The sequence below is a fragment of the Chitinophaga oryzae genome (assembly GCF_012516375.2).
Taxonomy (GTDB): domain Bacteria; phylum Bacteroidota; class Bacteroidia; order Chitinophagales; family Chitinophagaceae; genus Chitinophaga; species Chitinophaga oryzae.
Genome location: NZ_CP051204.2, coordinates 5,737,784 through 5,761,318, shown reverse-complemented (window position 1 = coordinate 5,761,318; position 23,535 = coordinate 5,737,784). Strand labels below are relative to the sequence as shown.

Sequence of the window (23,535 nt, the reverse complement as noted above, 5' to 3'; positions counted from 1 at the left end):
TTTATTATAGTTTGATGCCTGCTTTCCGGTAAAGGAAACTCATCAGCCATGCCGGACCGATCAGCAAAAATTGCAGGTCTTTGAAGAAGCTGGGCTTGGCGCCTTCGATCTTGTGACCGATAAACTGCCCGATCCAGGCCAGCACAAAGATAATAAGCGCCACCAGCCACACCGGGGAGCCGGTAGCAGCGATCAGCCGCCAGAACCACAGGCAGGCGATGCCGATAACCGTCATGCCCACCGCCAGCGATGCCGACAGCCGCGCATAGTAAATGATCAGCAACACCAGCGCTATCTGCGCCGCGGTAATCACGATGGTGGTGCCTGGCAAGGGAATACGGACCGCATATAAAAAGCCCACAATACTGAAGAATATAGCCGGAACACAAATCCAGTGAATGAGCTTGTTGGTCTCGTTGCGATGACTGGCGCCATAGTCATCCAGCCATTGTTGGATCGTTTTCATGGTGGAAGCAGTTTACTCTTTACTAATATAATTTATTTGCCGGTGATTATCACCTGCTTCATCCCCGTGCGCCCGAAAAATGTCGGGAAGTACATCAGCGACGCTTTGGCGGGATTGAGATGATAGGTACCGCTATAACGCGGCATCAGCGATACGGTAAACGTATGTTTTCCTTTGGGGAGATGCCCGCAGAAAATGCTGACCTTCTGTTTGAAGTGCTCGCGATGTACCTCGCCATGGGCATAGGACTGCGCTTTGGCGGCGTAGGAGCACCCTGCCGGGATAGGTATTTCTATCATCACATAATCAGCATCGGCGGCTACGGTAACGTCTGCACGTAGCTCAGCGAAAGTGCCTGCAACAAGCCGTGACAGCGGTTGCCCGCCGGACTCGAGGCTGCTCTGTACGGTGAATTGCCGGGAGACAGCTTCCGGCGCCGCGTTCCAGTGCTCCTGCGTAGCACTAAAATACACTGTAGCATTACCTTGCCTGCCAATCTGCAACGGTTGCGTTGTCCGGATAACCGTGTCGAAGGGGAACTGCGTAATGCTGTGGCCATTGAGGGTAAGCGTTGCCGTTAGTGGCTGCGCTTTTTGCAGCAGGTCCGGTAAAATAGTTTCAAGAATGGTGGCCGCCTCATAGGTGTTGCGCCAGCTGCCGCCATAGCGCCGTTCGAGCAGCCAGTCCCGGATACCGGCCAGCGTGGCTTCCTGTCCGGACTGTTGCCGCAGTATTTTGTACACCAGCAGTGTGTACTGCACATTGTTACTATGCAGCTGCAGGCTTTCTTCGCCCCAGTAAGGATTGCCCATCATGCTGCGTTGACTGTGCTGAAGCAGTGATGCGGTGTTAACAGTCTCGCCGGCGCGTTGCAGGATATACATTTTCCGGGCTTTGTCATATGCTGTGACTGCCGGCAACGTATCCAGGCAGCGTCGGTAGTCTATTTTAGCGCCCAGCTGCTGCAGGGTTTCCACGATGGTGAGTTTATCACCACCGGGCGACTTCAGCAGCAGTTGCTGGTAATCGAGGAAATCCTGTTTGTTGACCGGCGCGGTATATCCTGCCCGCTCCGCCATCAGCAGGGCAGAGGCCACATGTTTGGTGATCCAGGGTAAGGGTTCGCTTTTGCCCCACCAGCCCCAGCCGCCGAGGTACTGGTTACCGGCAAGCGCACGAAGCAGTTGTCTGAGCAGCTTCTCTCCACGGAACTCCTGCTGCTCATAGGTGCATAACTGTTTCTCCTGTAATACGGCGATGAGTTTGCTGGCCATTTGTTCATTACAGCTGTACTCATATCCTTTTAAGCGGGTGATTTCCGTGTGTATGACGGGCAGCAGGCTGCTGCTGGCATACACTTTAACAGCGCCGGTATCCGTTACCGGTACCCTGAAAGTGGTATCGGTACGCAGCGGGAGGAAGACGCCCGTCGTTTCGGTGACACCTTGGCGGAACAGGGGAATAGCGCGGCGCTCGCCGTCCATGAAGCTCTCGCGGTGGATCGTGAATTTCAGCGCGAGACTGTCGCCCCGCTGCGGGGCTGCTATCGTCACGGTGTCGAGGTGACTGTTCCGCACGCCGGCAGTGCCCTGCAGCAATAACTTATCATCTGCATAAAACCGCCTCTCCAGCGTAACGCTGTCCGGCGTATAGTTGAGTATTTTTCCCAGCGCCTGCAGCGTGTCGCCGGCAACTGCAAAAGCGGGCAGCGCAAGGTTGGTGGCCAGCGGCTGGAAAGATTTGATACTGGTGGTGGCGGAACCCGATAGCTTACGTTCAGCCATAGCGATGGCAAACGTTCTCCAGTTGGTGATGTCATCCGGGAAAGTGACATCAAAAGACGCTTCGCCATTTTCGTTGGTACGTAACCGTGGCTGCCAGAAAGCATCGTCGCGGAAACGCTGCCGCAGGTTGTTGCCTGCCGGTGGCTGCGCCCGCCCGCCGGCCGACACGATAATAATGGCGCCATTGGCCGCCCGGGCGCCGTAAACACCGGTAGCTGCATCGCCTTTCAGAACGTTAATGCTGCCAATGGTGGCAGGATCGATAGTCTCCAGCAAACCATCATAGACCTTTCCATCTACAATGATCAGCGGGCCTGTATTGCCGATAAATCCCATTCCACGAACAGTTATACCTGCAACGGCGCCGGCAAGGTTTCTCTTCCCGCTCATCCCCATGCCGGTAACAACGACTTCCTGCAACGAAGCTTTATTGGCCGTTAGCTTGATTTGAAGGAATTCCTGTTGGTTCAGGTTGACTTCTTCGGAATTGAATCCTACCATATACACTTTCAGCGTGCCGTATTCGGTAACCTTCATCCGAAAGCGGCCGTTAGCGTCTGTAGCGGTACCAAAACCGGTGTTTTTGAGCTGGATGCTGACACCTGCGAGAGGTTTGTCGTCTTCATCGGTCACCACGCCTTCGATCGTTTTCACAAGGGTGGCGGCATCGAGGTATTGGTCGTTGAAAGCACTGCTGAAAGTAGTTTGACCGGTATAGTAGCGTTGCCGGTTGGTATCTGTGACATACTCCCATATCTCTGCCGCCAGGCCCCGGCTTACTTTGTCCGCAGGCAGCACGGGGACTTGGCCGCTCAGTTGATATACGGTAGTGCCATGATCGCGGACACAGAGGCTGTCTATCAACTGGTAACGATTGTTGCGCAGCAGGACCAGCAGCCGGTACCAGCCGCTGTCCAGCTCCCCGAAGTCAAATGAACCGGAAGACTGGATACGGTAAAAGGATGGGTCCTGGTAACGGTACAGGAAAACCTGTTTAACATTTTCCTGGCGGTAGCTGGTGTCCGGAGAGAATTGCAGCCGGCCCCTGCCGTTTTTTCGGTTGTTTTGAGGGCTGTTTAACGTATAATCAAGCCGGGTGTTTTCCTGGTGTTCCCGGAATAAACTGTCTATGATTTGCGGATTGAGCGCGTTCTCGAACAACGGGAATTCATAAAAGCCGTAGTCTGCATGTATTTGATTGAATTTTTCCGGGAAGGTCGCTTTATACTGAAAGGTGTCTTTTACAACGGAAAGCAGGCCTCCGCTGGCGGGTGTAAAGGACTGAGCGTACAAGCCGCGGGCGTGCAAGGTTGCGGGCCGCGGTTCCAGCGGCCAGGCGGAAAAGCTGCGGCCTTCCCGGCGAAGCATGGCCAGCAGGCGGTCGTCCTGCTGAATGTAAGAATAAACAGGCAGGGCCACAGGCTGGAAGAAACGGACGAAATAAGGTTGTAATTCGCTCTTTTCTGTTTTGGAAAACGTGCGCGAGAGCCCGCGTACCTGCACGTTGGGTTGCTTATTGGCAATGTTGATGTTCAGGAACGTCTTACGGCCTGCGGTTACATACACACTGTCAGCCGTCACCAGGTTAACGGCCGTGCGTAAACGCAGCTGATGGTACCCTGGTGCCACAGGGAAACTGTAGTTGGGCTTCAGATCTGCATATTCCAGGTAAGCAGGTTTCCCGTCAATCCACAGGTAAATGATTTTTTGTGGTGCGCCGTTGATCGTAATGAACGGCGCCAGCTGTGTTACGTTACCGGCTATCGGCTCTGTTATGCTGCTGATACCTTTTGGCTGGATGAACTGATAATAAACGCTGGTGTCCAGCGCCAGTCGTTGTCCCCAGCGTTCATGGCTATACGTTTCTGAAGCGTTGCCTATATCGGTTTTATCGTTACGGTAGCTGACGCCGGGAAGCCGCCGCGCCCTTAATTTTCCATAGTAAGGAACAAAAGGAAGGTTGAAGTCGCCAAACTTACTGGTAGCTGCATAGGAAGTGACGTCGGCATCCGGTACAGGCTTTCCTTCCACGTCTTTAACGGAAACGGTTAAACGGGACATCTGTCCGGGGAATACGGTCAACGGTGCATCGATGTTTACCTGCAACAGCTTGTCGGCATAGGGGGCGGAGAGCTTGCCGTACATCACAGCGTCACTGCTGATATACTGCCAGGAAACTGTATAGTCGTTGAGGGTATTCGCCTTTATTTTGCGGTCAAGATTACCCTGATGATACCCTCGTTCTACTATTTTTTTACCGGCATAGATAGTATACCAGAAAGGGAGATGACTGGGGTTGGACAGCTGCAGGAAAACAGAATCCCGCGTGCGGTGGGCGATACCGGAGATCTTATTCAAAGAAGTGGGTGTATAGCGATTGTTTGCTTTGTCGGTCTTCACCACATACGAGCCGGCAAACGGATGCATGGGTATTTTGGCGGGCAGACTGATACGGGTGTTTTGCATCTGTTCGCCGTCAGCCATCAGCAGTATCAGTTGTCCTTCGTCCGGTACGGATTTACCCGAAATGAGGCTGCTGATCTCCAGGCTGTCTGCCTGTTCTTTAAAGCTGATTTCTTCCGTGGGATAATTATAGGACTGCGAGAGCCGCTGCCACTGGCTTTCGTTGCTGGCGCTCAGAAACTGGCAATGGATAGCGTATCCTATACTGGCGGCGGGGAAAATGCTGTCGGGCAGCGTCACCTTTGTTTCCCCGGTGGGCTCCAGCGGTACTTCATACAGCCAGAGGGTGTCCGGGATAAATACCATCGGCTGATATGTACGTTGCACATGGCTTCGTACCACGCTTATTTTTACGCGTCCGTCCAGCACAGGCAGGTTATTTTCATCCGTGGCCTTGAGATAAACTGCCATCGGGGTACCCCTGGTGTGCCGGGATTGGTCTGTCCGCGCGCTAAAGGTAACGGTGCCCAGTTCATATTCTTCATACCCGAATTTCTCCCGGAGCATGACCTGCTGTTTACTGCGGCGGGGGCGTTCATTGTCATCATCTTCTTCTGCATCCGCGCGGCGGGGTTTATTCCTGCCGCCCTCCAGGGTCAGCTGGTAATCGTCGTCCAGTTCCAGGTCCAGGCTGTCGTGCAGCACAAAAGAATATTCGAAGGCGCCGGGGCGGTAGGGGTGCAGCTGCGAAAGTATTGTATCGATGTCCGGATCGTTGTATGTCTCGCTGAGGCGCAACCATGCCGGCGTGTTTACGGGCCGGCCTTTACGGTCGCGGATAAACGCTTTGAGCTTTACGGTGTCTCCGGGTTTGAACTTCGGTTTGTTCAGCGCCAGGTAACCGGAATAGTTGTGCCGGGATGGCCGGTGGTGATAACGGAGGCGTGTGAACAGCCTGCGAAAGGAGAAGGGGCGTCTGTAGGAAAAAGTTTCCCGTTCTAACCGGAACAGGTTGTTCAGGTTATCATGTCGTACTTCGAGCAGGCCTGACCGTTTGCCATGCCCGAGCGGGTAGGTTTGGCTGGCGGTATCGAAAGGGCAGTAGCGGCCGCGGAATTTCACGATGGCGCCGGTAACGATGCGGCCCTGCAGATCGTGTACCACCACTGCAGGATGAGTTCCGTTGGGGATGAATTTATAACGGATATTTTCTATGGTGTGATAGCTGTATTTTACGCGTGACTGTTGCGCATATACTTCCAGGTAGTGGCCGGGAGGAAGGCTGTCGGGAAGGCCCTTGTTTGCCGGGAAAGTGGCGACGGGCGGGTTTAACAGCGCATCGCGGTAATCCTTGCTGCGTAGCCGGCCTTTCCGGAAGATCTCGCGGGCTTCGTAATTCGTCACCTTATACAGGTGGTGCAGGGGACTGTGTTGAGGGCTGCTGGTCAGTTGGCTGAACCCGTGGGTGATCACGCTAAAGCAGCATAGCAGTAACAACGATATCCGTTTCAAGGCAGAGGGTATTTTTATGGGTTATTATTTAAGTTAACAATTATCTCTAACTTCCCGGCAAAATCTTATTGAAGTATGGAAACCATTGGATTTATCGGGGCCGGTAACCTGGGTACACCGATCGTGACCAACCTGTTACAGGCTGGCTATAAGGTAAAGATATATAATCGTACCCGTGAGAAAGCGCAGCCGTTGGAGGCGCTGGGGGCGGAGCTGGTGAGCAGCCCTGCGGCGGCTGCCGTACCGGGCGGTATTGTTATGAGCCTGGTGGCCGATGATAAGGCGGTAGAGAGCGTAGCGGGTGATGAGCTGATGCAGGCGCTCGGCCATGGCGGTATCCATGTGTCGATGAGTACTATCTCACCGGATACCTCGCGTATACTGGCAGCGCATCATCAGAAGATGGGCGTCACTTATGTGGCGGCGCCGGTATTTGCCCGTCCGGAAGCGGCAGCGGCGAAAATCGGCAATGCGGTCATCTCCGGCCCCGCTGATGCCAAAGAAAGGATTAAACCCTTGCTGCAAGCCGGCTTTGCCAAAAATATTTTCGACCTGGGAGAAGATGTGGGCAGTGCCAACGTGCTGAAGCTGATGGGTAACTTTATGATTGCAGGGGCTATTGAAATGATGGCTGAAGCTTTTGCGCTGGCAGAGAAAAACGGGGTGGATTCCAAAGTGGCTTATGAGATGCTGACGACTACCTTGTTCGCAGCTCCTATTTTCCGCGGATATGGCGCAATGGTGGTGGACCGCAAGTATGTAGGCAATCCGGCGTTCAGTGCCGCGCTGGGATTGAAAGATATGAATCTGGTGCTGCAAACGGCCACCCGGTCGCATACGCCAATGCCGCTGGCTCAACTGGTGCAGTCGCGCCTGATGACGGTGGTGGCGCGGGACGTAAAGGAGGCCGACTGGACCGCTCTGGCCATGGGAGCACTGGAAGACGCCGGCCTGAAAGGTTAATTTTTGCTGGCGGCAGCGAGTTCTTTCGCCTGGCGGGCTTCCTGCCGGTGCATTTCGCCCCAGCTGCACATATGTTCCAATAAACTTTCGAGTGACCGTCCCAGTGGAGTCAGTTCATATTCCACGCGGGGCGGTACTTCCGGGTAAACGATCCGTTTTATCAGCTGATCGTTCTCCAGCTCTCTCAACTGTAACACCAGCACTCTTTCGGATATGCCGGAGATAGATTTTTTCAGTTCGTGATAGCGCATTTTACCTTCGAGCAGGCGCCAGAGGATGCTGGGCTTCCAGCGTCCGCCGATGACCGACAAGGTATGGGCTGTTTGGCATAAGCCGTTGAGTATCCGCTCGTTAATCGCATTGGTGGAGTTTTCTTTCCGCATAGATACCATTTTGTTCCGGCTATAAATATACGACTTCAGGGAACGCTAACCCACAGGATAGTGCTATCCTGCCGGTAACCCATCAGCAAACATTCCTGATTATCTATACGTTTGTATATCATAAAACTGTTCACTATGAAAATTGTTCCTCTGTTGGGGCGTATCCTGTTTGCGCTCATCTTTGTCATGTCAGGTATCAATCATGTGGGAGGCGCCGGCGCCGATTATGCAGCGGCTTCCGGTGTGCCGGCGGCCAATATTATGGTGCGGCTGGCAGGTCTGCTCGCTTTGGTGGGAGGCCTGAGCATATTGCTTGGGTATAAAGCCAGAATCGGCGCGTGGCTGGTGGTGATCTTCCTCATTCCTGTCACTTTTGCGATGCATAAATTCTGGGGTATCCCTGATCAGATGGCGGCGCAGATGCAGATGGCCATGTTTATGAAAAATGTGGCGCTGATAGGCGGCGCTTTGTTCATCGCTTATTTTGGGGCCGGGCCACTCAGTGTAGATAACAAGTCCTGATAAAAAGCAAGGCTGTCTCTCTGGGGAGACAGCCTTTTTACATCAGGGTAACATGAATGGTGAAAGTGGTATAGGGATGATAGTTTTATTTGCTCTCAGCATCGGCGGAAGGAGAAGCAGGTGATATGTTTTGTTTGTTGGCAATTTCTTCCAGCAGTTTCAGTCCGAGCAGCCCGCTGATAGGACCGTTGGCGCCTTCGCCGCTGCCACCGATCAATACATCCGGCATGATACGGATATGCTGACTGCCAATGGCTTCCATTACTTTCAACCGGGTGAAGTTTTCACCACCCATTGCTTCCACGGCGAGCTTATAGGATTCAGCGCTGGACTGGCCGATGGCCAGGATTTTCTCCGCTTCCGCTTTACCGGTAAGGGATATTTTCTCCGCTTCCGCTTTCGCGGTCCATTCGGTGCGGTCCGCGTCTGCTCTGGCTAACAGCCTTACTTTCTCTGCTTCACCGCTGGCCAGCAGTTTCATCCGGTCACTTTCCGCGTTGGCCTGGAGGCGCACGCTGTTGGCGTCACCGGTGGCTTTTTTCACAGAGGCGTCCGCAATTCTTTCGGCGATCAGTACGCCCTGATCGGCTTTCACGATTTCTTTCTGCATTTCTGCCACGGCGGTTTCTTTTTCGAGTGACTGGCGCGTTTCCTGTGCCTGGCGCTGTGTTTCGTAGGTCACTTTTTGTTCTTCCGCTATCTTACGGTCTGTCAGTGTCTTCATCAGGCTTTCCGGCGGTACGATGTCACCGATCAGCGTATCTACGCCGAAAACGTTGTACTGGTCCAGTACGTGGCCGATGTGTTCTTTCGCCGCGTTCTGTCTTTCTTTACGGCTGGTGAGGAAGCTGATCACATCGGAGCCTTGCGCCGAGTTGCGGAAGTAGTTGCCGATGGTCGGTTCCAGCACCTGTGTCACAAGATTGCTCATGTTACCAAAACGGGCAATTACTTTCGGCGCTTCGGTAGTGGGGATGTGAATGATCTGCGATACGTCGAGATTGAAGGTAAAGCCGTCCTTGCTGCGCACAGTGATGGTGGACAGGTTTTTGTCGAGCTGGTGCGCTTCACTTCTGGCGGAGGCCCAGTTGAGCACGAGGTTGGTCGTAGGCACCAGTTCCACTTTCATGATGTAGGGGTTGATGGGGTACTTACCCGGACCTAACGGTTCCGCCCATACGCCTTTCGATCCTTTGGCGACAATGTTGCCATGTTTAAACTCTACGCCGCTGATGTCTTCGCCGTCATTACCGACGAAGGAGATGACAACGCCTACGTGGCCGATGGCTATTTCCGTCATGCGAACGATTTCCATTTTAGCGAACCAGGGGTTGATAAAATAGGAACCAGCGAGGATGACCTGTTCCTGCAAACCTTTGTAGCCACCTTTCAGGAGGAATGCGTCCACATCCTGGAAGTTGTTGTGTTCCGGGATGGTTTTACCTGCAATGGAGCCTGTCTCGATGGCCTGGCCTTCGAGGGTGGTGATGACGCCGACTGCATTTTCCGGGATAGAAATCATATCGGTAACCTCCAGTTCAAACAGGAAGGTGTTGATACGGTAAGAACCGGGGGTGATGATCGCGGTCTGCCGGCCTTTACAGCCGCCGTTTTCCAGGAAAGCCACTGCGTCCTGGAAAGTGTCGCAGTTCACTTTGCGGGCGAGGATAGCGCCGGTGGGAAGCTCTGCACCGCCTTTCGCCAGCACCAGTCCTATTTTACCGGTGGGGATAATGGTGAAGGGCTGAAAAGTGACGGCATACTGCCATACCCATTTCCAGAAATATACGCCGGGAGCCAGCGTCTGGGCCTGGAAACCGGCTTCGCCGCGGGTAGCCAGGATGCGCCCTTCCGGCAGTTCCTGTTTGCCCAAAAGCACGAATTTTTTTGTGACCAGGCCGATACGGTCTTCCGGTACAATTACAACGCCGAAGAATATACGAAGAATGACTTTGTACATGATCAGGCATAGAATAGGCAGGCCGATGAGCAATGCCCATTTCAAGACAGGGGTGTTTTCCATTGTTGTTGGTATTAGAGGTTCTGTTATAAGCGCATGAAGGTTGCGGACAAGGCATGACGGTACGGTAGCTGAACAGGTGATACTGTTGCGCAGCAATCCTTAAATGGCAATGTTGAACGCCGGTTTACAGCCGATAGTTTGCCCGTAAATAGATCAGCAGGCCGGGGGAGAAGTGTTGAAGTTGGTAGCGATATAAGCTGTCAGGTTAATACTGAACAGGGAGTGACGACGGTTCATCGTTGTTGTTAATTGAGGTGTAAAAATGGATATAATTTTTCATCCGTCAAAATGCCCTGTTGATCAGCGATTTGGGAGATTGATGAAATGATGGATGCAGCGGCCTGGTTATTTGGGCCGTTGCAAAAAAGAATGATTTTATTGAATAAATTTTCAAAAAAGAGGGGAGAAATATTTTTTTCCCTTATTTACTGCGGGTTACAGCGGATCACCTTTCCACATATATTAAGGAGTACCTGTTGGACCGGAAAGTTTTTTTCGATGGTTCAGGAAGGTGGTTCGCCGGTAATGAAACAGGATGCCCAAGGACAGGAACACTATCCTTTAATGGACAGTAAGTGTATCAAAAACGTACATTTGTATTTTTTTATATATTCACAATACGTTGATTTTTAAATAAATGACTAAATGGCATTTTTCTTGGCGCCTTTGCGCACGCTCATGCTCAACGTTTAATGTTACCGCAATTATGTTTAAAAATTACCTGAAAACCGCCTGGCAGAATTTACGCTGCCATAAATCATACGTGACGATCAACACCATCGGGTTAGCTGTCGGCATTGCCGCATGCCTGCTCATTTTTATATTGGTCCGGTATCAGACGAGCTTTGATGATTTTCATAAAAACAAGGAACGTATTTACAGGGTGGCGGGAGTAACCCAAACGCCGGAAGGAATTAATTACACGCAGGGCAGCGCTTTCCCGCTGGCCGACGGCCTGCGCCTGGACTGCCCGCAGCTGGAGCAGGCAGGCCGTATCTATGGACGGAAAGACAAGCTGATCACGTTACCGGATGCGAAGGTAACGGCGGCACAGAAGAAGTTTAAGGAAACCATTTTTTTTGCAGAGCCGGAGGTGTTCAATATTTTCAATTTCCCCTTTCTGGCAGGCGATGCAAAGACAGCCCTGTCAGCGCCCAATACGGCGGTCCTCACCCAGGAAACGGCCGAAAAATATTTTGGAGACTGGCATGCCGCCATCGGCCGGTTCATCAAGTATGATAATGACCAGGTTTTTAAGGTCACCGGTATCCTGAAAAATATACCTCCCAATACCGATTTTCCCCTGCGGGTGGTGTTTTCATTCAAGAATGCGCGGAACGAGGATATTTCTGCAGATTGGATAAGCCAGGACGGCTCCTTAAACACTTTTATCCTGCTTCCAAAGCACCTGTCGGCGGCGCAGTTTGACAACGATCTTAAAAATCTGGTAAAGAAATACACGCCTCCCGGGTACGCTAACCAGGGTTATGCCTTACAGCCATTAAGCGATATTCACTATAACAGCAGGTATGGGACCTATAGCGGTAATACCTTCAGCAGGGAACTGATCACGGCCTTGAGTTTGATAGGTTTGTTCCTGTTGGTGATTGCCTGCATTAACTTCATTAATTTGTCTACCGCGCAGGCCGTGAACCGTTCCAAAGAAGTGGGCGTGCGAAAGGTGCTGGGCGGCAGCAGGGGGCAGTTGATCACGCAGTTTTTATGTGAAACTTTTTTAATTACACTGCTTTCGGTGGTCATGGCTGTCCTGATCGCGTTTGTCACGTTGCCGTTGCTGAACGATCTTCTGCAAACGCCCCTCAGCATACAATTCAGCTGGCCATTGCTGGCTTTTTTAGGTGGCATCCTCATAGCGGTTACCTTGCTGTCTGGCTTCTATCCGGCGATTGTCTTGTCCGGATTTAATCCTATCACCGTGCTGAAGAGCAGGCTGACAGACAGGATCGTGGGCGGGCTTTCGATGAGAAGAGGGTTGGTCGTATTTCAGTTTGCGATTGCGCAGGCTTTAATCATCGGCACTTTCATTGTGGTGAATCAAATGGATTTTTTCCGGAACGCGGATACGGGCTTTGATAAGGAAGCTATCGTCATGGTGCCTCTTGGAAACGATACCGCACGTAACACAAAAATGCAGTCGTTGAAAACGCAATTGCAGCAGATGGCCGGTGTGAAAAACGTTAGTTTAAGTGCGTTTAGCCCGATGGACGGCGCGAGCTGGCAAAGCGATTTCAGGTTTGACAATGCTGTAAAGAAACCAGGTTTCCTGGCTGACCTTAAATGGGCGGATGCGGATTATTTTAAAACGTATAATATGCAGTTCGTGGCAGGGATGCCGTATCGGGAGGCGGATACAGTCAACGGATTTGTGGTCAATGAAATGATGGTGAAGAAACTGGGTTTTAAGAGTCCGGAAGAGATCATCGGTAAGAAAATAGATTTTTGGGATGGAAACATCACGGCGCCTGTTGTTGGCGTGGTAAAAGATTTTAACGGCCAGTCGCTGAAAGATAAAATGCTGCCTACCGTGCTGGGAGCGAACAAAATGATATACCGCCTGATCAACATTAAAATGGAGCCCCAGTACGCCAGGCAGACGTTGGCAGCTGTAGAACGGATCTGGAACGAGGCTTATCCTGATTTAATGTATGAATACGAGTTCCTGGATGAAAAGATGGCCAGCTTTTATAAACAGGAAGGCCAGCTTTCGCAACTGTATAAAATATTTGCCGCTGTCGCCATATTTATTTCCTGTCTTGGCCTGTATGGTTTTGTATCCTTTATGGCGGTGCAGCGTACCAAAGAGGTGGGTATCAGGAAAGTGCTGGGCGCTTCCGTTGCTAATATTGTTTATTTGTTCTCCAAAGAATTTACGCTGCTGATCGGTATTGCGTTTTTAATAGCGGCGCCGCTGGCTTATTATTTCATGCAGCATTGGTTACAGAATTTTGCTTACAGGATCAACATCGGTGTTGGAACATTCTTGCTGACCATTCTGAGTGCGGAAGTGATTGCCTGGCTGACGGTAGGGTACCAGGCGATAAAGGCCGCGGTGGCCAATCCGGTGAAAAGTTTGAAAGCGGAGTGATACTACTGGTCCGGTAAAGTAAACGGGAAAAATCCGTCACCGGGATTTTTATCGTTAGGCATCCAAACAATCTGGTTAAAAAAAGTACAGACTGCGATGACGGACCGTGGCTAATTCATATGGACTTACTGCTATACAAAAAAGTGCGCCGTTATCGTACATGTATGTATGCCGGAGAATAAATGTCATCTTAGCAACAAGGCAGATCGTATATGGGGCTGGTTGTTGCCAGGCGGCGTGGCATGGCTGAGGGAAAGACCTCGTTATCCACTCCAGCTATATTTTTCTTTTTGCGTTATCAAAAAAGACACTATATTGGGTTCTATATTTTTTCTTTGCTAAAACGATTTATTTGACATTGTCAACCAAACAATCTTATATTTGTCGAAGCTAAAACGATTTAGCCTATTTGTATATTTAAAACTGTTTATGAAAAATTCCATGGCATTAGGAATTGATATCGGCGGTTCCCATATCACAGCTGCATTGGTGGACCTGGAGGCAAGAACAATTGATACCCATTCCTGGCACCGGACGCGCGTGAACTCACAGGGCAGCGCGCCGGAAATAATTGACGCATGGGCGGTAGTGATCAATGACGCTTTCAGGGACATGCCTGCTGACAGCCGTTATATCGGTATTGGCATGCCGGGCCCCTTCGACTATGAGCTGGGGATCAGCAGGATGAAAGACCAGCATAAATATGATGCGCTCTACGATCTCAACGTGAAAAATATGCTGGCGGCCAAACTGGAGCTGGACCCCTCAAGGATCCGTTTTATCAACGATGCCGGCTGCTTCCTGCAGGGAGAAGTATTTAGCGGCGCAGGCCGCAATTACCAGCATGTGATCGGTCTTACCCTCGGAACCGGCCTTGGTTCCGCCACTTTCCACGGTGGCCTGGCACAGGATGCCGACCGCTGGTGCACGCCCTTCCGCGACGGTATCGCAGAAGACTACCTGTCCACCCGCTGGTTCGTGAAAAGATACCAGGAACTGACCGGTAAAACAGTAAAAGATGTCAAGGAACTGACGACGTATATTAATACCGACCCTGTGGTACAACAGGTGTTCGATGAGTTCGCCCACAACCTGGCGGATTTCCTGGCCGGCTTCATCCGGGAGGAATCACCGGAAGCTATCGTGATCGGCGGTAACATCGCCCAGGCTTCGGAACTGTTTTTTCCCGCCGCTGTAAGGGAACTGGCACGGCGCAACTATCATATGCCGCTGCTGGTCGCCTCCCTCGGTGAACAAGCCGCCATCCTCGGCGCCGCCAGTATCTGGCACGAATAATCATCTCACATACGGAAAGCAGGAGAGGGCTGATACCACCTCCTGCAAACGATCTCCGGACGGTAGGCAGCGGAGAGGTAAAAATACCCTTTCCGCAGGCAATAAGTGTATCTGATACGCTTTGTAGCAGGGCGTCTGCGTAAATTTCGCCCGAAAGGCTATAAAAAATAATGCGGGCTTTTTTATCTCCCGGAACCAGATAAAAAAAGCCGGCGCGGAGACAGTCATCTCCGCGCCGGGCTTCATTTTGCTTTATACTCTTCCTCACCGGCCACGTCCTGCGGCCGAAGGCTCCCTTTTGCCGCTTATCACTATTTTCCGCCGCTCCGCTTGCAATTGCCCCCCCGACTTTCTATCTTACCTCACATCAACCAGGGACTTGTTTTTACAGTGAATAATATACAGTGAACTAACGGAGATCAATACACGTATTCAATCAAACATATATATGGCAAAACAAAACAGCGATTCAAGGCGGGCGTTCCTTAAAAATTCCCTGGGAGCGCTTGCTGCATTCACGATTGTTCCAAGGCACGTGCTGGGACGCGGCTACCTGGCGCCCAGCGATCAGCTGACCAAAGCGGTGATCGGCACCGGCGGCATGGGCCGCGGCCACTTCGGCTACGCCGGCACCCGCGTGGTAGCGATCTGCGACGTGGACCGCAATCACCTCAAACTGGCCATGGACCAGCTCGGCGATAAAGGCGTTAAAACTTTCTCCGACTACCGTGAAGTCATCACCCTCCCCGAAGTAGACATCGTGCATGTTGCCACCCCGCCGCACTGGCACGGTATTATCGCCGCCGATGCCGCCCGCGCCGGCAAAGATATCTGGTGTGAAAAACCTATGACGGCCACCATCGGCGAAGGCAAACGCCTCGTGGAAGCGGTACAGCAACATGGCCGTATCTTCCGTCTCAATACATGGTTCCGCTTTGAAGACCGCTTCTATGGCATGGGGACCACTGTCAAACCAATCAAAAAACTGGTGGAAAGCGGCCTGCTCGGCTGGCCCCTGAAAGTCACCGTCAGCAAACATACCGGGTTCGACTGGAAATTCTTCTGGGTAGGTAAAACCAACCTCGAAACCATGACCGTTCCCAAAGAACTGGACTACGACATGTGGCTCGGTCCCGCTCCGTTCCGCCCCTACAACGCCCATCGTGTGCACCAGACCTTCCGCGGCTACTGGGACTATGATGGCGGCGGCCTCGGTGATATGGGCCAGCACTACCTCGATCCCATACAATATTTCCTCGGTAAAGATGATACCAGCCCGGTAAGCGTGGAAGTGGACGCTCCTCAGCAACACCCCGACGCGGTAGGCACCTGGAGAAGGATCGTCTACACCTACGCCGACGGATGCCAGATCATCCTCGACGGCGAAGGCAAAGATGAAAAAGCCGCCTACATCGAAGGACCCAAAGGCAAACTGTATCCCGGCTTCAAATCCGATATACCGGACCTGGAGAAAAAACTCGCTGCCTTCCCCGACCCGCTGCCGCAACAAACCGATTTTGTGGATGCCGTGAAAAACAGGAAAAAATTTGCGCTCAACGAAGAAAACGGTCACCGCTCCTGCACCCTCGTGAACATGGGCAAAATAGCGCTTCGCCTGAACCGCTCCCTCAAATTTGACCCGGTCAAACAGGAGTTCATCGACGACGCCGGCGCCAATGCCCAGATATTCCAGCCCATGCGCGGCCCCTGGACCATTTAGGCATTTGGTCATTTGGGTATTTGGTTATTTTAATATTTAAATAACCAAATGGCCAATAACCCAATAACCAAATGACTAAATAACCAAATGCAAATGACCAAATAACCAAATGAAATGATTACATGAAAAAGATCGCATACATACTTACCGCACTGCTGGTTGGCTGGAACAGCCTGGCCATCGCTCAGGGCCCGTCAGACCAGCGCGCGTTCAATACCAAAATCGCCGATGTGCTGGCCCTTATGCCCGCTCCCAATAAAGGACAGTTCAATACCAATATGGAAGCCATCAGCGCCCTCGGCGAAGATGGCGTGGTAACCATCGCCGGTATGCTGGTCCCTGAAGGGAAAGGTGATAACACCCAGCTGCAATACGCTCTCGCCGGTTACGCTTATTACGTAACGCAACCGGGCAAGGAAGCCAAACGCAAAGAAGCAGCCGCCGCTTTCTGCAAAGCCATCTCCAAAGCGACCGATCCGGAAAATAAAGTCTTCCTGCTCACCCAGCTGCAGACAACCGGCGACAACGACGCTGTCAGCACGCTGCAACCGCTGCTGTCGGCAGACCGCTTCTGCGACCCCGCAGCCCGCGTACTGATTAAAATCAATACCCCGACGGCACAAAAAGCATTACTCGACGGCCTCGCCGGCGCTAACGCGGCTAACCGCATCACCCTCACAGAAGCATTGGGAGATGCCCGTTATGCTGCTGCCGTACCCGCCATCACCGCACAGCTGAACAACAGCGATAAAAAACTGGTAAAGGTGTCTCAGTATGCCCTCGCCCGGATCGCAGATCCTGCTTCAGCTAAAGCGCTCGGCGACGCCGCCGCCAAAGCAGGTTACACCTACGATGTGACCGACGCTGCTTCGTCTTATCTCTATTATGCCGGTCAACTGGCGGCCAACGGCAACAAAGCCGCTGCGCAAAAAATAGGAGAGTCCCTGGTGAAACAATGCACCGCCGATGCACAGGTACATACCCGCACCGCCGGCCTCAAACTGCTGGTGGACATCCTCGGTGAAAAAAGCCAGCCCTGGATCAACCAGGCTGTCGCCGGTAAAAACAACGAATACCGCGATGCGGCCCTGAAATTCGCTGCTCCCTTCGCCAATGCTGCTGCACTCAACTGGCAGGCGCAACTGAAGAAAGGATCTGACAATACTAAAGCGGCGATCATCACCATGCTGGGAGATAACAAGGTAAACGCCGCGCTGCCGGCTATTACCGCCCTCACCAAAAACAGCAACGATGTGGTGCGCCTGGCAGCTATCGCTGCTGCCGCCCGTATCGGTGGCGCTTCTACACTGCCCGCACTGCTGGGCATCATGAAAACAGGTTCCGCTGCTGATATCGACGCAGTGAAAAAAGCCCTGCGACTGATCCCCGGTGAGGAAGTAACACAACAGGCCGGCGCCGCCCTGGCCACCATGCCTGCCCCGGCACAGACAGCCCTGCTCGAAGTGCTCGCCGCCCGCAAAGCTGACAGCCGCGTAAACGACGTGCTGCCGCTGGCTGCCAGCAGCAATGCTGACGTGAAAGCCGCCGCTTTTGCCGCCCTGAAAGATGTGGCCGGCAAAAACAACCTGCCTGCCCTGTTCTCCCTGCTCAACAACGCTTCCGCACCGCAGGAAATCAGCAACATCCAGACTGCCCTCATCAACGCGGGCGCTACCAGCGCCGATGTGATGGCCCAGATGAAACAGGCGCCCGCCGCCAACCAGTCCCGCTACCTCGGCGTACTGGCAGGTATCGGTCAACCTTCCGCACTGGAACCGGTATTGACGGCGTTTGCTAACGGTGACGACAATACGAAGAATGCCGCGGTGGCTGCGCTGTCCGACTGGAAAGACGCTTCTGCTGCTCCTGCACTGCTGAAAATAGCCCGCGACGCCGCCAACAGCGCCTACCGCGAAAAAGCGCTGAACGGCTACATCAGCCTGGTGAAAAAATCAGGTTACCCCGCCGATCAGAAAGTACTGCTACTGCGCAATGCGCTCGAACTGAATCCTTCTGATGCGGTACAGAAACAAGCGCTGACAGTACTGGAACAATGCAAAACATTCCCCGCCTTACTGCTGGCAGGTGAATACCTCGATAAAGCTGCCGTACAACAGGAAGCTGCCATGGCGGTGATGAACATCGCACTGGCCAATAAAACCTATAACGGCAACATCGTACGGCAGTTGCTGGACAAAGCCGGCGCTGCGCTGAAAGGCGGAGACGCTGACTACCAACGCCAGTCCATCCGCAAATACCTCAGCGAAATGCCTGCCGGCGATGGCTTTGTGTCTATGTTCAACGGCAAGGACCTCAGCGGCTGGAAAGGACTGGTGGAAAACCCCATCGCCCGCGGTAAAATGGACGCCAAAACCCTCAGCAAAGCCCAGGACAAGGCCAATGAAGCCATGCGTAAAGGCTGGTCCGTCAAAGACGGCTTGCTGGTATTCAACGGTCAGGGCGATAACCTCTGCACCGATAAAAAATACGGCGACTTTGAAATGCTGGTTGACTGGAAAATTACCCCTAACGGCGACGCAGGCATCTACCTCCGCGGCACACCGCAGGTGCAGATATGGGATACCTCCCGCACTGACGTAGGCGCCCAGGTAGGCTCCGGCGGTTTGTACAACAACCAGCAAAATGAAGCTAAACCGCTGAAACTGGCAGACAACGCCATCGGTGAATGGAACCACTTCCGCATCATCATGAAAGGCGACCGGGTGACTGTTTATCTGAACGGTCAACTGGTAACCGACAACACCATCCTGGAAAACTACTGGGACCGCAACCTGCCCATCTTCCCCGAAGAGCAGATCGAATTGCAGGCACATGGCACCTACGTGGCTTACCGTAACCTGTACATCAAAGAACTGCCCCGCGTAAAACCTTTCACGCTGAGCGACGAAGAGAAAAAAGCAGGTTATAAAGTGCTGTTCGATGGCACCAACATGCACGAATGGACCGGTAACACCAAAGACTATGTGATCGACGAAGGCAACCTGGTGATCTATCCTACCAACGGTGGCCACGGTAACCTCTACACGAAGAAAGAATATAAAAACTTCTCTTTCCGTTTCGAATTCCAGCTGACACCCGGCGCTAACAACGGCCTGGGCGTACGCGCTCCGCTGAACGGCGACGCCGCCTACGGAGGAATGGAGTTACAGATCCTGGACAACGAGGCGGATATCTACAAAGACCTGAACGTTTACCAGTATCATGGTTCTGTGTATGGCGTTATTCCTGCTAAAAGAGGTTTCCTCAAACCGGTGGGTGAATGGAATTATGAAGAAGCGATCGTAGATGGTACGCACATTAAAGTGATCCTCAACGGTACCGTTATCCTCGATGGTGATATCGCTGAAGCACGTGAAAAAGGTACACTGGACCACAAACAACACCCCGGCCTGAAAAACGAAACCGGCCATATCGGTTTCCTGGGTCATGGCTCTGTTGTACGCTTCCGTAATATCAGGGTGAAAGAACTGTAGTAGTAATTTTAGTGTATGTAGTAATAGTGCTACAAAAAAAGGAAGCGTCGGCCATGCGGCCGGCGCTTTTTTGTTAATACGTGGTCCTAACAAAAAAATAATTTTTGCACGTCGCACAGATAATCAGTCACATAGGCGTTTCTGCCCGATATGGCCGGCGGAGAAAAATTTGCTTTATAAAAAATACTATCTATCTTGGATGTGTCAGTGAGTGAGCAATGCAACCGTAAGACCTTTTTGAAAACCGTATCTGTCATTTTCCTAAAGCCCTCATACAGCGCCATCATATAAGGCTAAACAAAAAACCGCGATTATTATTTCCCGTATCAATTTAACCACTATTCTATGACCTTCAGTAACCTTTATGGAAGCCCTCCATGCGTGGCTGATAATTATCAGCTGATCATTGATACCCTTACCGATTGGGGTATCTCCTTATACACCGGCGTCACCGGCGGCGGTGTGATCCATTTGCTTAAACACCTTCGGCCGCTGGAAGAGCTGCCGGCGGATGATCCGGCGTTTCTTACCCTCGGAGAATACAGCGCTGGTTTTGTTCCGCTGGGATATTACCTGGCAAGTGGTAAGATAGCTGCTGCCGTAGCCACTACCGGCGCCGCCACCAGGCTGATCACCTGCGGCCTGAGCGATGCCAAGTTGCACGACATACCGGCCGTTTTTATTGTGCCGGTTTCCGGTAGTCATACCGAAGGCTTCTCCCCATTGCAGGATACGTCCGTATATGGCAGCAATATCGTTGCACAGTTACAGGCGGAACTGGGAGAGGCGGTTTTTGTGTTGAATGATCCGTTTTTGCTGACCGCACAACTGGCCACCGCAAAGTCAATGCTGGACCGTTCCAAACCGGTGGTGCTGTTGCTGGACAATGATGCCGTAGGCAGCAGCGTACCGGAGTATACGACGCCGCTGCCGGAAGAAGCCCCGGTGGCGGAGCCCGACCTGGACGCTTTCGTGGCCACCTTCCGCAAAGTGACGAACGATAAACGTGTAGTGGTGCTGGTGGGAGAGGAAATGGCGCGCTATCCCAACGCGAAACAACTAACCACCGATTTCTGCAAACAACTGCAGGCTGCCGCGATCTGGAGCATCAACGGCGCTAATGCGGTGAGCCGGCATAATACTTACGGTTACGGCTATATTTCCTTTGGTGGCAATGACCGAGCGATGGCGCTGTTTAATTCGCTTGGCGAACAGGATGTATTGGTGGTACTCGGCGCCTGCCCGGACGAATACACCATTAATTTCAGCGGATTTAAAGCAGCCCACACTTTTTTCCTGGGAAATATTTTCCAGGCTTACGGCCTCGTGGAAAATAGTTTGCGTCATGTAGCCCGGGGAGAGTACTACCATATCAACGGACCGCTCGATGTTTTATTAAATGCTTTAATCAGTGCCGGCCAGCGTTATCCCTTCACCAACCGCCCTGTTGAAACAGCGCCGGCAGACCTGAACGACCGGCCGTTTGCTGCTCCGCGGGAAGGGTATGTAAATATGGCTGTCCTGTATCAACGGATTGATCAATGGTGGCCGGAGCGCTCGCTGGGCATAGACGATGTATGCCTGGCTTATAAAGATCGCCAGTATGTAACGCAGCGGCCTAATGATCATATAGACTTCTATTCCCTGTATCGTGGTTCTGCAATGGGCGGCGCTTTTGGCGCAGCTGTCGGGGCCAGGCTGTCGTCGCCGGACCGGCCTGTTTTTTTGTTTACCGGTGATGGTTGTTTCCGCCTGTTTGCCGGCTCCCTGGGAGAAGTGAGCCATTTAGGCATGGTGATTTTCCTGCTGAACAACGAGTCTTTGTCTATCGTGGAGCAAGGGCTGGAGAAAGTGTTGCCGGAGGTGGCGTCACCGCACTATCACGCCCGTGTGGCAGCTATCGACTATTGCGCGATAGCGAGGGCCTGTGGCTGGGAAGCGGTGCGGCTACAGCCGGACCTGGGCAACCTGGACACATTGTTACACCGGATGGAAATGGAGGGGCAACGTTCCCTGCTCATTGAAGTGCCGGTAGATTATCAACAGGAACTGGGACAGAACCCCCGTCTTAAAAACCTATAAACAATCGTTATGACATCGGCATTACTTTCACTCATTACACAGATAGACGATAATTTCTTCCGCCGGAACGGCAAGGCGCTTCCTGCTCCCCCGGATATTTCCGCAAGAGCGCAGTGGTTGCACGAGGAGGCGCCTTACAGTATCCTGGCTCATGGAACGGGCGACGATCCCCGGTTTATTTACGCGAATCAATTTGCGTTGTCCTGTTTTAAATATGACCAGGAAGAATTATTGCAACTCCCTTCCCGGCTGAGTGCTGCACCGCAGGACAGGAGCGAGCGGGAACGCCTTCTGCAGGGCGTAACGCTTCATGGCATCGCTTATGACTACAGCGGTCCGCGCGTAGATAAATTCAGCAACACTTTTATGATTTATGACGGTGTGGTGTGGCGGTTAAGTCAGCCGGACGGAACGCCTTTCGGACAGGCAGCGCTGTTCTGGACCCATGCGAAGGAACGACCGGCGTGGTTTACAGGTATCCGGTAAACAGAAAGAGGGCCCCCTGACAGGCCCTCTTTTTCCCGTTGCCCACAAAAACATAACCCTCATTTATTTAAACGGGTCTGCATACTTCGGATCACTGATCAGTTGTTCGTCTGTCAGCGTTTTCAGGAACGCGATGATATCGCTTTTGTCCCTGGTAGTGAGCGGTACCCCGGACCCCGCTACAGCGCTCAGTTGTATGCCCAGGTTGGGATTGCCTTTGATACCGTGATTATAATGTTCCATTACAGCTTCCAGTGTGGCAAAACGGCCGTCGTGCATGTAAGGGGCGGTGAGTGCTACATTGCGCAAGCCGGGAATTTTGAACGTGCCCATGTCGGCCGGTTTGTGCGTAATGCCGCCAATGCCTTTGTCGGTGTAATCGGCCTCCAGTCCGTTGTTGGAACCGATCCCTGTATTCAGGCCGGTGTTGTCGGCAATCAGGAACGATGGCAGTTGACCGTATTGCGAAGTGGCGAGGTCGCTGTGGCATTCGGTGCAGAAGTTGACCTGCAGCAAACGTAAACCGTTTTTCTCATCGGCGCTGAGGTTACTGAGGTTGCTGGCGAGGCCCTGGTCGTATTTGGACTGAAAGGAGACAATGCTCCGGATAAACTGGGACAAGGCCTGGGAGATACGGGGAGCGGTCACATTTTCGTCGCCGAAGGCCGCCTTGAATAGCGGTTTGTAATAGGCGATGGCGCTGAGTTTCGTTTCCAGGGCTGTGAGGGAAGGCATTCCCATTTCTATGTGATCGAGGATCGGCATGGTCGTTTGCGTTTCCAGGCTGGCGGCCCGCATATCCCAGAACATGGTTTTGGCGCCGAAGAAGCGCTGGTTGACCACCGTCATGGCGTTGCGGCGGGTCAACTGGTTGTCGAACCCGGGAGAAAGCGCCAGGCCGTCAGTAAAGGCTTTGTCCTGGTGATGACAGGAGCCGCAGGAGCGGGTGTTGTTCACCGACATGTTTTTGTCGTAAAACAGTACCCGGCCCAGGGTGGCGCCGGCGTTGGTGATGGGGTTGCCGGCGGGCGTGTTGTCCAGGTCGGTGCGACCGGAAAGAAAGGCTTTCATGTAGGGCGGCATGTTATTGCGGGTGTTCACATAGTCGTACGGGGTAGCGGGCAGGTTGGGCGCACCGGGAGTGTTGACCGGCGGTTCCTGTCCCTGGCCGTCGCCTCCGCCTCCGTGACCGGCCCCCTGGCCAGGGGGGCCGTCTTTCTTACAGGAGGATAACAGGAACAGCAAAAGCAGTGATGATAGTGTTAAATAACGCATGGTGTGTCTGGGTTTCCCGT

The 23,535-nt window shown here is 52.7% G+C and carries 13 protein-coding genes; 8 read left to right on the top strand and 5 right to left on the bottom strand.

The window, feature by feature from the left end; all coding sequences use genetic code 11:
- Positions 1–4: 4 nt before the first annotated feature.
- Both HF324_RS22640 and HF324_RS22635 read right to left on the bottom strand, forming a co-directional pair.
- Positions 5–466 (bottom strand): Mpo1 family 2-hydroxy fatty acid dioxygenase, encoded by a 462-nt coding sequence (locus tag HF324_RS22640; protein ID WP_168804666.1) that lies wholly within the window; start codon positions 464–466, stop codon positions 5–7.
- A 32-nt stretch (positions 467–498) separates the two neighbouring features.
- Positions 499–6,165, bottom strand: a complete 5,667-nt coding sequence (locus HF324_RS22635; protein WP_168860894.1) for a carboxypeptidase-like regulatory domain-containing protein — start codon at positions 6,163–6,165, stop codon at positions 499–501.
- Positions 6,166–6,240: 75 nt separating this feature from the next.
- Here HF324_RS22635 and HF324_RS22630 point away from each other — a divergent pair, with 75 nt between their 5' ends.
- The gene (locus HF324_RS22630) at positions 6,241–7,128 is read left to right on the top strand and encodes an NAD(P)-dependent oxidoreductase (RefSeq protein ID WP_168804664.1); all 888 of its coding nucleotides are present in this window, start codon (positions 6,241–6,243) and stop codon (positions 7,126–7,128) included.
- Here the strand turns inward: HF324_RS22630 and HF324_RS22625 are convergent.
- A complete protein-coding gene (locus HF324_RS22625) occupies positions 7,125–7,511 on the bottom strand; it encodes a winged helix-turn-helix transcriptional regulator (protein ID WP_168860893.1) in 387 nt (128 codons plus the stop codon). The genes HF324_RS22630 and HF324_RS22625 overlap by 4 nt on opposite strands.
- Before the next feature lie 135 nt (positions 7,512–7,646).
- Here HF324_RS22625 and HF324_RS22620 point away from each other — a divergent pair, with 135 nt between their 5' ends.
- Positions 7,647–8,033: a DoxX family protein gene (locus HF324_RS22620; RefSeq protein WP_168804662.1), complete on the top strand. Its 387-nt coding sequence runs from the start codon at positions 7,647–7,649 to the stop codon at positions 8,031–8,033.
- A gap of 85 nt (positions 8,034–8,118) precedes the next feature.
- Here HF324_RS22620 and HF324_RS22615 read toward each other — a convergent pair whose 3' ends face one another.
- Positions 8,119–10,056 carry an SPFH domain-containing protein gene (locus HF324_RS22615; RefSeq protein WP_168860892.1) on the bottom strand — a complete coding sequence of 646 codons (1,938 nt, stop codon included), beginning with the start codon at positions 10,054–10,056 and terminating at the stop codon, positions 8,119–8,121.
- Positions 10,057–10,762: 706 nt separating this feature from the next.
- Between HF324_RS22615 and HF324_RS22610 the strand changes: the two genes are divergently transcribed.
- From HF324_RS22610 to HF324_RS22585, 6 genes are all read left to right on the top strand, one after another.
- Positions 10,763–13,162 (top strand): ABC transporter permease, encoded by a 2,400-nt coding sequence (locus HF324_RS22610; RefSeq protein WP_168860891.1) that lies wholly within the window; start codon positions 10,763–10,765, stop codon positions 13,160–13,162.
- A 441-nt stretch (positions 13,163–13,603) separates the two neighbouring features.
- On the top strand, positions 13,604–14,458 hold the full coding sequence (locus tag HF324_RS22605; RefSeq protein ID WP_220101222.1) for an ROK family protein: 855 nt from the start codon (positions 13,604–13,606) through the stop codon (positions 14,456–14,458).
- Between the two features lie 448 nt (positions 14,459–14,906).
- A complete protein-coding gene (locus tag HF324_RS22600) occupies positions 14,907–16,178 on the top strand; it encodes a Gfo/Idh/MocA family oxidoreductase (RefSeq protein WP_168804656.1) in 1,272 nt (423 codons plus the stop codon).
- 122 nt (positions 16,179–16,300) lie between these two features.
- Positions 16,301–19,672, top strand: a complete 3,372-nt coding sequence (locus tag HF324_RS22595; RefSeq protein WP_168804655.1) for a DUF1080 domain-containing protein — start codon at positions 16,301–16,303, stop codon at positions 19,670–19,672.
- A gap of 345 nt (positions 19,673–20,017) precedes the next feature.
- Entirely contained in the window at positions 20,018–21,754 is a 1,737-nt protein-coding gene (locus HF324_RS22590) for a thiamine pyrophosphate-dependent enzyme (protein ID WP_168804654.1), read from the top strand.
- A 9-nt stretch (positions 21,755–21,763) separates the two neighbouring features.
- Positions 21,764–22,240 (top strand): MEKHLA domain-containing protein, encoded by a 477-nt coding sequence (locus HF324_RS22585; protein WP_168804653.1) that lies wholly within the window; start codon positions 21,764–21,766, stop codon positions 22,238–22,240.
- Between the two features lie 63 nt (positions 22,241–22,303).
- Here the strand turns inward: HF324_RS22585 and HF324_RS22580 are convergent, their stop codons facing one another.
- Entirely contained in the window at positions 22,304–23,515 is a 1,212-nt protein-coding gene (locus HF324_RS22580) for a cytochrome-c peroxidase (RefSeq protein WP_168804652.1), read from the bottom strand.
- Between the last annotated feature and the right edge of the window lie 20 nt (positions 23,516–23,535).